A 13400-nucleotide genomic window follows, 5' to 3' on the forward strand; every position below is an offset into this window, starting at 1 on the left:
GTATTAGGTCGCGTTGGAAGTCGGTGTCGGTGGCGCGGAGGAGGAGGGATGGGGATGCGGGGGTGCGGCGGGAGAAGGCGTCGGCGATATCGTCGAGGATCCAGCGGGCCGCGTCTTGCGGGATGTCGGTGAAGGTGTAGCCGGCATTCAGGTCGGTGTGGTGGATTTCCAGCTCGCGCAGGCCCATGGGGATGAGGGTTTCGGGGGTGCGGGGTTCGCCGGTGCGGGGGCGGACCGTGCGGTCCCAGGCCTCGGGGGGGGGGGAGTGCCCGGACCGCATCGGCGAAGCGGTCGGCGGTTTCCAGGAGGTCGGCCAGTTGGATGGCGACGGGGCGGGGTGCGCCCGCTTCGATTTCGGCGGCGCGGGCTTCCATGCTGGCGTACTGCGGGGTTTCGATGCCGGTTCGAGCCCAGGTGAGCAGGCGGATGAGGCTGTCGGTGGCGCGGCAGACGTGGGTGATGACGTGGCCTCGGGTCCACGGGGGGATGAGGGAGGCGCCGGAGAGGTCGGCGTCGGTGAGGGATTCGACGGTGGTGACGAAGCGGCGGGTGGACGCCTCGATCGGTGCCAGCCAGTCCACGCCCTTGTGCGTCACGAGCCGGTCTCCTTCGAGTCGATGATCTTGGTTCGGCTCAACCCTAGGGCGGTTGCGGCCGCAATGGCGGTGGGGCGCAAAGATATACGGCTCCCGCTCGATGGTGTGCGGCGCTCGGCCGCGGTGATCGGGTGACCCCGGAGCGGGCGCGGGGTGGGTGACCTGCGCCTCCATCCTTGACTGAAAATTCAGTCAAGATTAGTGTTCCTGCTGCCCGGCTCGGGGCCGTCATTGTGCGGACGGCCGCTCCACCGGCTGGTTCATCGGTTTCAGCGCGCCGCAGAGGGAACGCCGCGCCGTGCCCTCGACAAGGAGACAGGTAGATGGAACGACGGCGGTTCATGCGGTCAGGGATCCTGACCATGGGCGGGCTGCTGCTCGCGGGGTGCGACGGGCCGATCTCGTCGTGGTTCGGCGGCGATTCCGGCACATCCCACCCCGGCGACGGGCGCTCGTGGGTGATGCCGGACGAGGGCGCTCCGCACAAGCGCACCTGGATGGCCTTCGGTGCGAGCGAAGCCATCTGGGGCAGGCTGATGCTGCCGCAGGTGCGGCAGAACCTGGCCACCATCGCGGCCACCGTTTCCCGCTTCGAACCGGTGTCCATGCTGGTGCGCCGGGACGAACTGGATATGGCCCGGAACCTGCTCGGCGGCGCGAACGTCGAACTCATCGTCGCCGAGGTCGACGACCTGTGGATGCGCGACACCGGCCCGGTCTTCGTGAAGGGCAACGGCACCAAGGCCGGAGTGGACTTCAACTTCAACGGCTGGGGCGGCAAGCAGCAGCACCGCCGCGATGCCGAGGTGGCCACCTTCGTCGAAGGTCGCGCCGGTGTCGAGACCGTGCACACCGACCTGGTGCTCGAGGGCGGCGGGCTCGAGGTCGACGGCGAGGGCACCGCCATCATCACCGAATCCTGTGTGCTGAACAGCAATCGGAACAAGGGATGGAAGAAGCCCGACGTGGAGGCCGAGCTTCATCGATTGCTCGGCCTCGAGAAGGTGATCTGGCTGCCGGGCATCGCCGGGCACGACATCACCGACGGCCACACCGATTTCTACGCCCGCTTCGCCCGCCCCGGCGTGGTGGTCGCGGGGCTGGACAACAACGAGGAGTCCTTCGACTACGACGTGACCCGCCGCCACCTCGACATCCTGCACAACGCCACCGACGCGCAGGGCCGCCCGCTCGAGGTCGAAACCCTGGAATCCCCTTCGGAATTGCGCGACAAGGGCGCGGGCGACGACTTCGCGGCAGGATACATCAACTTCTACCTCTGCAACGGCGGCGTCATCGCCCCCGAGTTCGGCGACGCCTACACCGACGCGGCGGCGAGGAACACCCTGGCGCGCCTGTTCCCGGATCGCCAGGTGGCGCAGATCGATATCGACGCCATCGCCGCGGGCGGCGGTGGCATCCACTGCACCACCCAGCAGGAACCCGTCGACTGACCCGCGTGCGGGGCACCCCTAAGGTGGAAATCGTGTCAGACCGTCAGACCCAGATCCTGGAAGCCGCCGTCCGAGTCATCGCGCAGGACGGAGTCCGCGGACTGCGGGTCGAGAAGCTGGCCGCCGCCGCGGGGGTGTCCACCGCGCTCATTTACTACCACTTCAAGGATCGCGCCGGCATCCTGGGCGCGGCGCTGGCGCACATCAATCATCGCGCGGAGTCCTACACGAACCAGGCGTTCGCCGATCTCACCGATCCGCGCGCCCAGGTCGAGCGGATGCTGCTGCTGGAAATCCAGGACGCCGAAGATGTTCGGGAGAACAGCGTCGCCTGGGGGGAGTTGCGCGCCAGCGCGGTCTTCAATCCCGAACTGCGCGAACCACTCCGGGCCAGCACCGCGTCCTGGAACTCCGACGTCGAGACCCTCATCCTGCACGGTCAGGAAATCGGTTCCATCGCACTGGATCTCGACGCCGCCGCGGTGGCCGAACGCCTCACCGCGCTGGTCGAGGGTCTGAGCGAACGCTGGCACAGCGGCTCGCTCACCCTCGACCGCGCCCGTACCCTGCTCACCGGCGCACTGGCCGCCGAGCTGGGCGCGCGCTAAACCTTCTTCACCACACTGGATTTCAGCTGCATCGCGCCGATTCCGTCTACCTTGCAGTCGATGTCGTGATCGCCGACGCCCTGGACCAGACGGATATTGCGCACCTTGGTGCCCGCCTTGATCCCGGTCGGGCTGCCCTTCACCTTGAGGGACTTGATCACGGTCACGGTGTCGCCGTCGGTGAGCACATTGCCGACCGCGTCACGGATCACACCGTCCTCGGCCGCGGCGGACTCGGCGTCGAGGGCCCATTCGTGCGCGCACTCCGGGCAGGTCAGCAGGCTGCCGACCTCGTAGGTGTACTCGCTGGAGCAGGCGGGGCAGGGCGGCAGGGCGTCACTCATGGTCGGCTCCTTTTCGATGGGATGGGTTGATGCTCAGGCATTGAGGAAGTCGATGATGGTCCGGTTGACCTCGTCCGGACGCTCCAGATAGCCGTAGTGCCCGCACTTGTCGAGCTCCACGAAGCGCGCCCCCGGAATCGCGTCGGCCACCTCGCGGCCGAAAACCGGTGGCAGCATGCGATCGTCGGCGAACCCGACCACCAGGCTCGGCACGGTGATCCGCTTGTAGGCGTCGAGCCGGTTGCCCGACCGATCCATCCGCAGCTGCGCCAGCACACCCGGCGCGGTCGCGGAGCTCGCCGAGTACTCGAAGATATCGAGCCACTGCTGTGCGGAATCGTCGGCTTCGAGGGTGTGCGGGGACATATTGAGGATCGCCTTGATCGCGGCCGCGTACTCCGGGGGCAGCTTCACGCCCTGCTCGGCCAGCGCCCGCTCGCCCTTGTTCAACGTGCTCGCGAGCGGATGCGGCCGCCCGGTGGTGGCCAGCATGACCGCCTTGCGCACCAATTCCGGTCGCGCCAGCGCGAGTTCCTGCGTGACGCGCGCGCCCATCGACGTGCCGACCACGTACGCGGGCCCGCCCAGGTGCTCGATGAGCGCCGCGGTATCGGCGACCAGATCCTCGATCCGCATGCCGTGCGCGCTCTCGGCGGAGGGCGAGATGCCGCGATTGTCGAAGGTGGCGACCCGGAATCCGGCCTTGAACAGCGCCGGAACCTGATACGTCCGCCAGACCCGGCCGGGGCTGCCGGTGCCCATGATCAATACGACGAGGGGGCCGTTGCCGGTGACGTCGTAGTTGAGGCTGATCCCATTGAGGGTGGCGAGGGGCACGTTCGGTCTTTCTCTAGGGCGGGCCGAGGAACGCCCGAACGTACCATGTGTGCGAAATTTACTTGTTTCATTGTTGCGCAAACAGTAGAACGGCGTGCTCGCATCTGCTAAACCTTCAACCCGTGGGTGACGTACTCGTAGGGGTTGTTCCTCCCGCCGTCCGAAGCGGACGGTGACGGCCGTGGGCTGGTTGCGCGCCATGCTGCGGCTCGGCCGGGTGGCCGAGCCCGCCCCGGAGCCGTCGCCGGGTACGGCGAATGTGCCCGCGGTACTGCGTGGTTCGACGCAGTTGCGGCATGTGGATGTGGGCTCGTGCAATGGATGCGAGATCGAGATCTCCGGCGCGTTCGGCCCGGTCTACGACGCCGAACGCTACGGCGCGAGACTGGTCGCCTCGCCCCGGCACGCCGACGGCCTGCTGGTCACCGGCGTGGTGACGCGCAATATGGCCGAGGCGCTGCGGCGCACGCACACCGCGACGCCCGCGCCGAACGTGGTGATCGCCTGCGGTGACTGCGCATTGAATCAGGGCCTGTTCGCCGGGGCCTACGGGGTCGTGGGTGCGGTGCGCGATGTGGTCGGGGTGGACGTGGAGATCCCGGGCTGCCCGCCTTCGCCCGAGGCGATCGTGGCCGCCCTGCGCTCGGTGACCGGGCGATGACCGCGACCGTGGCGCAGCGGCCACCGGCGTCGATCCCGATGCGCCACAACACCATCGGCGCGCCGCTCGCCGGAACCGTCACCGCGCTGGCGGGCATCGCCGGGGTGGCGGCCGGGCTGACGGGCGTCTTCGGCGCGCCGCGCTCACTATCGATCGGCTGGCTGCTGCCGCTGTCGGGGGTGTACCTGCACCTGGACCGGCTCGGCGGGTTCTTCCTGGTCCTCACCGGCGCGGTGGCGATTCCGGTGGGCGCGTACGTGATCGGCTACGCCCGTCGCGAGCACCTGGGCCCGGTGCCGCTGGCGGTGCTGCCGATATTCGCGGGGGCGATGCTGGTGGTGCCCGCGGCGGGGTCGGTCACCACCTTTCTGCTGGCCTGGGAGTCCATGGCGATCGCCTCCCTGGTGCTGGTCTTCGCCGAACACCAGCGCCGCTCCGCCCGCACCGCGGGCGTGTTCTACGCGGTCATGACCCAGCTGGGCTTCGCCGCCATTCTGGCCGGGCTGCTGATCGCCTCGGCCGCGGCGGGCGGCGCGGACCGGTTCAGCGGCCTGACCGCCGTGCCCGAGGGCACCCGCACCGCCGTATTCGTGCTCACCGTGGCCGGTTTCGGCTCCAAGGCCGGTCTGGTGCCGCTGCACGCCTGGCTCCCGCGCGCGCACCCCGAGGCCCCGAGCCCGGTCTCGGCACTGATGAGCGCCGCCATGGTGAACCTCGGCATCTACGGCATCGTGCGCTTCGATCTGCAGCTGCTGGGCCCCGGCCCGCGCTGGTGGGGCCTGACCCTGCTCATCATCGGCGGCATCACCGCCGTCTACGGCGTGCTCCAGGCGTCGGTGGCCGCGGATCTCAAACGGCTGCTGGCCTTCTCGACCACCGAGAACATGGGCCTGGTCACCCTCGCGCTGGGCGCGGCCACCCTGCTGGGCGCGGCCGGGTCCACCGCCGCCGCCACCGTGGCCATGGCCGCCGCCCTGCTGCACCTGCTGGCCCACGCCGCTTTCAAGAGTCTCGGATTCCTGTGCGCCGGTTCGGTCCTGGCCGCCACCGGGCTGCGTGACCTGGACCGGCTGGGCGGCCTGGCGCGGCGCATGCCCGCCACCACGACCCTGTTCGGTATCGCCGCCCTGGGTGCCTCGGGCCTGCCGCTGGGCGCGGGTTTCGTCAGCGAATGGCTGCTGGTGCAGTCGCTGATTCACACCGGCGCGCAACGCGATCCGGTGGTGACCCTGGCCGCGCCACTGGCCGTCGGCGCGGTCGCATTGACCGCGGGACTCGGGGTGGCGGCCATGGTGAAGGCGTTCGGCGTCGGCTTCCTGGCCCGCCCACGCTCCGAAGAGGCCGCCCGCGCGCAGGAAGCCCCGCCGTCGATGGTCACCGGAATGGCGTTGTGCGCCGGCGTGTGCGCGGTGCTCGCGGTCGTGCCCATGGCCGCCGGTCCGTTCCTGGAGCGCACCCTCGCGGAGCTGCCGGTCACCGCCGGCCGGGACTTCACCGGCCTCGGCTGGACTGTCCGACTGCCCGGCATGTCCGGATCCATCTCGCCCGGTGTGATCGCCCTCGTCGTGGCCGCCGCCGTCGCCGCCGTCGCCGCGGCCACCGCCCTGCGCGCACGCCGCAATCCGGCCACCGCCACCCTGCCGCTGTGGGCCTGCGGCGCGGACCAGCCCTCGCCCCGGATGCAGTACACCGCAACCTCTTTCGCCGAACCCCTGCAACGCGTCTTCGACGACGTACTGCGCCCCGACACCGATATCGAGATCACCCCGCTGGCCGAATCCCGCTACCTGGTCGAGAAGGTCGCCTACCGCGCCCGCATCGCCGACACCATCGAACAGCGGCTCTACCAGCCGGTGGTCCGCGCGGTGCGGCTCGCGGCGGTGGCGGTGGCACGCGCCCACAACGGCAGCGTCCACCTGTATCTCGCCTACGGCGCGGTGGGCGTGCTGATCGTGCTGGTGGTGTCGCGATGACCGTGCTGTCGTACCTCGCGGGCGCTGCCCAGATCGGCGGCGTCATGGCCGGAGCGCCGGTGGTGGCCGGGGTGATGAAACAGGTGCGCGCCCGCGCCGAGGGCCGCGCGGGCGCGGGCATCGCCCAGCCGTGGCGGGACCTGCGCAAGCAACTCGGCAAGCAGTCCATCATCCCCGACGGCACCACCGCCGTCTTCGCCTGCGCCCCACTGGTGCTCGCGGGCACCACCCTGGTCATCGCGGCCGTCGCACCGCTGGTCGCCACCGGATCCCCGCTCGACGGCGCGGCCGACCTGTTCGCCGTGGTCGGCCTGCTGTTCCTGGGCACGGTCGCGCTCACCCTGGCCGGGCTCGACACCGGCACCGCCTTCGGCGGCATGGGCGCCAGCCGCGAAACCGTCATCGCCGCCCTGGTCGAACCGACCATCCTGCTGTCGCTGTTCGCCCTCTCGATTCCCGGCGGTTCCTCGAATCTCGGTGCGCTGGTGCGCAATACCATCGATCATCCCGGCCGGGTCGCCACCCTGAGCGCGGTGCTGGCCGCCGCCGCCCTGGTCATCGTGATCATCGCCGAGACGGGCCGGCTGCCGGTGGACAATCCCGCGACGCACCTGGAGCTGACCATGGTGCACGAGGCCATGATCCTCGAATACGCCGGTCCGCGACTGGCTCTCATCGAATGGGCCGCGGCCATGCGCATGACCGTGCTGCTGGCGCTGCTGGCGAATCTGTTCCTGCCCTGGGGCATCGCTGGCGGCGCACCGGGCTTGGTGGAGGTCGGCCTGGGCGTCGTGGCCATTGCCGCCAAGGTGGTCGTGCTCGCGGTGGCCCTGGCCTTCGCCGAGGTGTTCATCGCCAAGCTGCGCCTGTTCCGGGTCCCCGAGCTGCTGGCCGGATCGTTCCTGCTGGCCCTGCTCGCGGTGACCGCCGCCAACTTCTTCACCGCGCGAGGAGGAGCGTGACCGCCAACGGCTATGCCAGCCTGCTGGATTTCGCCGCCGGGGCCATGGTGCTGGGCGCGGTGTTCGTGGTGTGGCGGCGTGACCTGCGCGCCATCACCTGGCTGCTGGGCGCGCAAGGCGTCGCCCTGGCGGTGATTCCGATCGTGGAGGGCATCCAGCACCGCGACCCGCCGCTGCTGATCGTCGGCGTGATCGTGCTCGGCCTGCGGGCCGGGGTGCTGCCGTGGCTGCTGGGCCGGGCCGTCGGCGCCGAACGCGGCGAATACCGCGAGGCGACCCCGCTGGTGAACACCGCGGCCTCGCTGCTGATCGCGGCCGGGCTCACCGTGATCGCGTTCGCGGTGACCCGGCCGCTGGTCAATCTGGAACCCGGGCCCGAGACCGCCGCCGTGCCCGCCGCCTTCGCGGTCATCCTGATCGCCCTGTTCGTCATGGCCACCCGCCGCCACGCGGTCTCCCAGGCGGCCGGATTCCTCATGCTGGACAACGGGATCGCGGCCACCGCGTTCCTGCTCACCGCCGGTGTCCCGCTCATCGTCGAGCTCGGGGTGTCCCTGGACGTGTTCTTCGCGGTGATGGTGATCGGGATTCTCACCGGCCGGTTGCGCCGCACCTTCGGCGGGGCCGACCTCGACCAGTTGCGGGAGCTGCACGAGTGATGACCTCGACCGTCGTAGCCGCCATGCTCGCGCCCGTCGCCGCCGCCATCGCGGGTGCGCTCGGCGGATGGCGCAGGGCCACCGCACTTCTCACCGTTGCCGCCGCACTCGTCGTCCTGGGCTGCGCGGTCGCCCTGGGCGTCCGGCTGCACGGGCGCGAACTCGTACTCGTGGACGGGCTGCTGCGGGTGGACGCGCTGTCGGTGACCATGCTGACCGTCATCGGCGTCGTCGGCACCCTGGCCACCTGGGCCGGAATCGGTTACATCGACGCCGAACTGGCCCACGGCCATACCGACGCCCGCGGCGCCCGCGCCTATGCCGGGCTGGTGCCCACCTTCCTGGCCGCCATGGTGGTCGCGGTGTGCGCCAACAATATCGGCGTCATCTGGACCGCCGTGGAGGCCACCACCGTCGCCACCGCCTTCCTGGTCGGGCACCGTCGCACCAAGGCCGCGCTCGAGGCGACCTGGAAATACGTGGTGATCTGCTCGGTCGGCATCGTGGTCGCCTTCCTCGGCACGGTGCTGCTGCACTTCGCCGCGCGGCACGCGGGCGCGCCCACCGAGCACTCCCTCGATCTGGACGTCCTGCTCAGGTACGCACCGGGTCTCGATCCGGGCGTGACCCGCCTGGCCGCCGGACTGCTGCTCATCGGCTACTGCGCCAAGGTCGGGCTCGCGCCCTTCCACACCTGGCTCGCCGACGCCCACAGCCAGGCCCCCGCACCGGTCTCGGCGCTGATGAGCGGGGTGCTGCTCGCGGTGGCGTTCTCGGTGGTGTTGCGGGTCAAGGCCGTTGCCGACCCAGCCATCGGAACCGGTTACCTGCGTGCGGGATTGCTCACCCTGGGCCTGCTGACCCTGGCCATCGCCGCGCTGCTGCTCACCGTCACCCGCGACGTCAAACGCATGCTCGCCTATTCCTCGATGGAGAACATGGGCCTGGTGGCCGTGGCCGCCGCGGCGGGCACCCGCCTGGCCATCGCGGCCCTGCTGCTGCACGTGCTGGCCCACGGCGTCGGCAAGACCGTGCTGTTCCTGTCCACCGGCCCGCTGCAGGCCGCCCACGACTCCACCGCCATCGCCTCCATCACCGCGGTAGCGGCCCGATCCCGGGTGCTGGGAACGGCTTTCGCGCTCGGCATGGTGGCGCTGCTGGGCCTGCCGCCCTTCGCCCTGTTCGCCAGCGAACTGGCCATCGCCCGCTCACTGGCCGACGCCCGGCTGGCCTGGGCGCTGGGCGCGGCCCTGCTGCTGATCGCCATCGCCTTCGCCGCCCTGGTCCGCAACAGCAGCCGAATCCTGCTGGGCCCGATACCGTCCGGCGCGCCCGCCATCGCCGTGCCGGTCACCCTCACCGCCGCGCTCGCCGTCGGCGTCGTCGCCGCCCTGGCGCTCGGGGTGACCGCCGGGCCGCTCACCGACCTGTTCACCACCGCCGCACAGCAGGTGGCGGCCCGATGAACCGCACCCGCCGCCTGGTCTCGGTCGACGAACTCACCGATGCCGCCGAGGAACTGCTCGGCGCGGGCTACCGGCTGGCCCTGGCCGCCGGGCACGACGACGGGCGACCGCCGCTGCGCGTGGTGTACCTGTTCCTGGCCGGGCGGCCCGACCGCCGCGTCGAACTGGAATGCCTGCTGCCCGTGCACGATCCGGTACTGCCGTCGATGGCCTACATGTCCTTCCCGGCCGGACGGTTCGAACGCGAGATGCTCGACCTCTACGGCATCGGGCTGCGCGGCCACCCCCGGCCGCGGCGGCTGGTCCGCCACGCCCACGGGCCCGACGACTGGCACCCCATGCGCGCCGACGCACCGCCCGCCCCACCCGAATTCGGCGGCTCGGGGGAGCTGCGCTTCCTCACCGTCGGCGGCGAGGGCGTCTACGAGATCCCCGTCGGCCCGGTGCACGCCGGGCTCATCGAACCCGGCCACTTCCGGTTCTCGGTGGTGGGGGAGACCGTGGTCCGGCTCAAGGCCCGGCTCTGGTATGTCCACCGCGGCCTGGAACGCCTCTTCCACGGCCGATCCGCCACCGGCGCAACCGAACTCGCCGAACGGGTGAGCGGCGACAGCTCCGCCGCGCACGCGCTGGCGCACTGCCTGGCCGTCGAGGAAGCCTGCGGCATCGCTGTTTCCGAGCCCGCCCAGCGCCTGCGCGCGCTGCTGGTCGAACTCGAACGCCTCTACAACCACGCCGCCGATGTCGGCGCGCTGGCCAATGACGTCGGCTTCGGCCTGGCCAACGCGCACGCCCTGCGCCTGCGCGAGGAACTGCTGCGGATCAATGCCGCCGTCAACGGAAACCGGCTGCTGCGCGGCGCGATCCGGCCCGGCGGCGTGACGCTGCGGGAACTGCCCGATCCGGCGCGATTGGCCACGATCACCGCCGCCCTCGCCGAGGTGACCGCCCTGACCCTGCACAACGGGGTGGTTTACGACCGGTTCGAGGGCACCGGCGTGCTCTCCGCCGATGACGCCCGCGCCCTGGGCTGCCTGGGTGGCCCGGCCCGCGCCAGCGGACTGATCACCGACGCCCGCCTCGACCACCCCGTGGTCGAGCTGCCCGTCGAGGAGATCCGCGGCACCGGCGGCGACGTGCTCGCCCGCTACACCCAGCGCCGCGACGAGTTCGCGGCCTCGGTCGCGCTGATCACCGACATCGTCGTGAACCACCGGGGCGCAACGGAATTCACGGCCGAACCCGGCTCTGCGCCGCGGGTGGGCAGCGGTGTGGGCATTGTCGAGGGCTGGCGCGGCACCATCGTGCACCGGGTGGAGGTCGACGACTCCGACCGGCTGACCCGCGCCAAGATCGTGGATCCGTCCTGGTTCAACTGGCCCGCCCTGCCCGTGGCCATGAGCGAGACGATCGTGCCGGACTTCCCCTTGGTCAACAAGAGCTTCAATCTGTCCTACGCGGGCAATGATCTATGACCCGGTGGGGTGGGCACTGTCCTGTTTGCTAAACTCTGCAATCACCCGGGTCGGTCGCTCACCGCGCGATCCGCCGCCGATGGAAGGAGTGGCCCGCAGGTGCCAGGATTGCAACGGCCGCTCTATCAAATGAAGGCGGATTTCTTCAAGACGCTCGGACACCCCGTGCGGATCCGCGTGCTCGAACTGCTCAGCCAGCGCGATCACGCCGTCTCGGAAATGCTGGTGGAAATCGGGGTCGAGGCCGCGAATCTGTCCCAGCAGCTGTCCATTCTGCGCCGTGCCGGGCTGGTCACCGCCCGCCGCGAAGGGCTCTCGGTCACCTATGAGCTGACCTCCCCGCAGGTCGCCGAACTGCTCGTGGTGGCCCGCGCCATCCTCAACGGCGTCGTTACCGGCCAGGCCGAGGCGCTCGAACAACCGGCGTAGCCGCGGCCCCCCGCTCCATTCGAATTGAGCAGGGGGGTCGCCCGACCTCGCTGCTTGCGTGTTTTCTAAACTCAAAACCTAGTTGTTTCGTGAAGAGAGGTTCGCCGTGCCCGAACGTATCGCCGCGGTTGCCACCGCGCCCGCCCCGACCGACCACGAGGCCGTGCTGGCCTGGGTCGCCGAGGTCGCGGAGCTGACCGCGCCCGAGCGCATCGTCTTCTGCGACGGGTCCCGCGACGAGTGGGATCGGCTCACCGCCGAACTGGTGGCCAAGGGCACCTTCGTTCCGCTGCCGGCCAAGCCGAATTCGTTCTGGTGTGTTTCCGACCCCGACGATGTGGCGCGCGTGGAGGACCGGACCTTCATCTGCTCGGAGAACGAGCGCGATGCCGGGCCGACCAACAACTGGGTCGATCCGGTCGATATGCGCACCGTCATGACCGAGCACTACCGCGGCGCGATGGCCGGGCGCACCATGTACGTGATCGCCTACTGCATGGGCCCGCTGGACGCCGGCGAGCCGAAATTCGGTGTGCAGGTGACCGATTCGGAATACGTCGCGGTGTCGATGCAGATCATGACCCGTTCGGGTGCCCAGGTGTGGGAAAAGCTCACCGAAGGAACCGAATTCGTGAAGTGCCTGCACTCGGTGGGCGCGCCGCTGGTCGAGGGACAGGCCGACGTGCCGTGGCCGTGCGACAAGACCAAGTACATCTCGCATTTCCCCGAGCGCCGCGAGATCTGGAGCTACGGGTCCGGTTACGGCGGCAACGCGCTGCTGGGCAAGAAGTGCTTCGCGCTGCGCATCGCCTCGGTGCTGGGCCGTGACGAGGGCTGGCTGGCCGAGCACATGCTCATCCTGAAACTGACCTCCCCGCAGGGCAAGACGCACTACATCGCCGCCGCGTTCCCGTCCTCGTGCGGTAAGACCAACCTGGCCATGCTCGAGCCGACGCTGCCCGGCTGGAAGGCCGAGACCATCGGTGACGACATCGCCTGGATGCGGTTCGGGGCCGACGGGCGGCTCTACGCGGTCAACCCGGAGGCCGGATTCTTCGGCGTCGCACCGGGAACCGGGGTCAAGACCAATCCCAATGCCATCGCCACCGTCGACGCGGGCAATTCCATCTTCACCAATACCGCCCGCACCGATGACGGCGACATCTGGTGGGAGGGCCTGACCGAGCAGCCCCCGGCCCATCTCATCGACTGGCACGGCCGCGATTGGACCCCGGAGTCGGGCACCCCGGCCGCGCACCCGAACTCGCGCTACTGCACCCCGATCGAGCAGTGCCCCTCGGTCGCCCCGGAATGGAACGACCCGCGCGGGGTGCCGATCTCGGCGATCTTCTTCGGCGGCCGCCGCGCCACCACCATTCCGCTGGTCGCCGAGTCCTTCGACTGGGCGCACGGGGCGTTCACCGCCTCGGTGCTGTCCTCGGAGACCACCGCCGCCGCGGCGGGCCAGGTCGGCGTGGTGCGCCGCGACCCCATGGCCATGCTGCCGTTCCTGGGCTACCACGTGGGCGACTACTTCGCGCACTGGCTGGCGATGGGCGCGCGCGAGGGCGCGCAGCTGCCGAAGATCTTCCAGGTCAACTGGTTCCGGCGCAGCGCCGACGGCAAGTTCCTGTGGCCGGGCTTCGGCGACAATGTGCGCGTGCTCAAATGGGCCCTCGAACGCCTCGACGGCACCGCCGAGGCCGAGCGCACCCCGATCGGCTTCGTGCCCACCGCGGACGCCCTCGTGCTCGACGGGCTCGGCGCCGGCTATCGCGGCCTGATCGACGCGGCTCTGGCCGTCGATGTCGAGGAATGGGTGCGCGAGATCGAGTCGATCGACGAGTGGTACGCCACCATCGGCGGCAATCGCCTGCCCGAGGCGCTGCGCGCGCAGCTGGCCGCCCTGAAACTACGTCTGGCCGAGGCTCTCTGA

General features: G+C 70.2%; 13 protein-coding genes. 10 read left to right on the top strand and 3 right to left on the bottom strand.

The features are described from left to right. On the bottom strand, positions 1-770 hold a 770-nt coding region (locus NS2_RS38500; protein WP_147207291.1), incomplete at its 3' end, for a maleylpyruvate isomerase N-terminal domain-containing protein. A gap of 149 nt (positions 771-919) precedes the next feature. On the opposite strand from NS2_RS38500, the gene NS2_RS23700 reads away from it, so the two are divergent. Together NS2_RS23700 and NS2_RS23705 are read left to right on the top strand one after the other, a co-directional pair. Beyond that, positions 920-2050, top strand: a complete 1131-nt coding sequence (locus NS2_RS23700) for an agmatine deiminase family protein (RefSeq protein ID WP_033089571.1) — start codon at positions 920-922, stop codon at positions 2048-2050. Positions 2051-2082: 32 nt separating this feature from the next. Beyond that, positions 2083-2658, top strand: coding sequence for a TetR/AcrR family transcriptional regulator (locus NS2_RS23705; protein WP_033089596.1), 576 nt, complete (start codon positions 2083-2085; stop codon positions 2656-2658). On the opposite strand, the gene NS2_RS23710 is transcribed toward NS2_RS23705, so the two are convergent. Both NS2_RS23710 and NS2_RS23715 read right to left on the bottom strand, forming a co-directional pair. Then, complete coding sequence (locus NS2_RS23710) at positions 2655-3002, bottom strand: zinc ribbon domain-containing protein YjdM (RefSeq protein ID WP_033089572.1); 348 nt, start codon at positions 3000-3002, stop codon at positions 2655-2657. The two genes, NS2_RS23705 and NS2_RS23710, sit on opposite strands and share 4 nt — an antisense overlap. Before the next feature lie 33 nt (positions 3003-3035). Next, positions 3036-3839, bottom strand: coding sequence for an alpha/beta fold hydrolase (locus NS2_RS23715; RefSeq protein WP_036549945.1), 804 nt, complete (start codon positions 3837-3839; stop codon positions 3036-3038). A 199-nt stretch (positions 3840-4038) separates the two neighbouring features. Between NS2_RS23715 and NS2_RS23720 the strand changes: the two genes are divergently transcribed. From NS2_RS23720 to NS2_RS23755, 8 genes are all read left to right on the top strand, one after another. Beyond that, positions 4039-4500 carry an NADH-quinone oxidoreductase subunit B family protein gene (locus NS2_RS23720; protein WP_155239427.1) on the top strand — a complete coding sequence of 154 codons (462 nt, stop codon included), beginning with the start codon at positions 4039-4041 and terminating at the stop codon, positions 4498-4500. Positions 4501-4538: 38 nt separating this feature from the next. After that, complete coding sequence (locus NS2_RS23725) at positions 4539-6473, top strand: proton-conducting transporter transmembrane domain-containing protein (RefSeq protein WP_228102945.1); 1935 nt, start codon at positions 4539-4541, stop codon at positions 6471-6473. Between the two features lie 5 nt (positions 6474-6478). Then, positions 6479-7435, top strand: coding sequence for a respiratory chain complex I subunit 1 family protein (locus NS2_RS23730; protein WP_033089597.1), 957 nt, complete (start codon positions 6479-6481; stop codon positions 7433-7435). A 44-nt stretch (positions 7436-7479) separates the two neighbouring features. Then, on the top strand, positions 7480-8094 hold the full coding sequence (locus NS2_RS23735; RefSeq protein ID WP_155239428.1) for a hypothetical protein: 615 nt from the start codon (positions 7480-7482) through the stop codon (positions 8092-8094). After that, on the top strand, positions 8094-9560 hold the full coding sequence (locus NS2_RS23740; protein WP_033089577.1) for a proton-conducting transporter transmembrane domain-containing protein: 1467 nt from the start codon (positions 8094-8096) through the stop codon (positions 9558-9560). Before NS2_RS23735 ends, NS2_RS23740 begins: the two co-directional genes overlap by 1 nt. Further along, positions 9557-11035, top strand: a complete 1479-nt coding sequence (locus NS2_RS23745) for a hydrogenase large subunit (protein ID WP_033089578.1) — start codon at positions 9557-9559, stop codon at positions 11033-11035. Before NS2_RS23740 ends, NS2_RS23745 begins: the two co-directional genes overlap by 4 nt. Before the next feature lie 129 nt (positions 11036-11164). Beyond that, on the top strand, positions 11165-11464 hold the full coding sequence (locus tag NS2_RS23750; protein WP_033089579.1) for an ArsR/SmtB family transcription factor: 300 nt from the start codon (positions 11165-11167) through the stop codon (positions 11462-11464). A gap of 106 nt (positions 11465-11570) precedes the next feature. Beyond that, the gene (locus NS2_RS23755) at positions 11571-13400 is read left to right on the top strand and encodes a phosphoenolpyruvate carboxykinase (GTP) (RefSeq protein ID WP_033089580.1); all 1830 of its coding nucleotides are present in this window, start codon (positions 11571-11573) and stop codon (positions 13398-13400) included.

This window comes from Nocardia seriolae NBRC 15557 (assembly GCF_007990715.1).
Classification (GTDB): Bacteria; Actinomycetota; Actinomycetes; order Mycobacteriales; family Mycobacteriaceae; genus Nocardia; species Nocardia seriolae.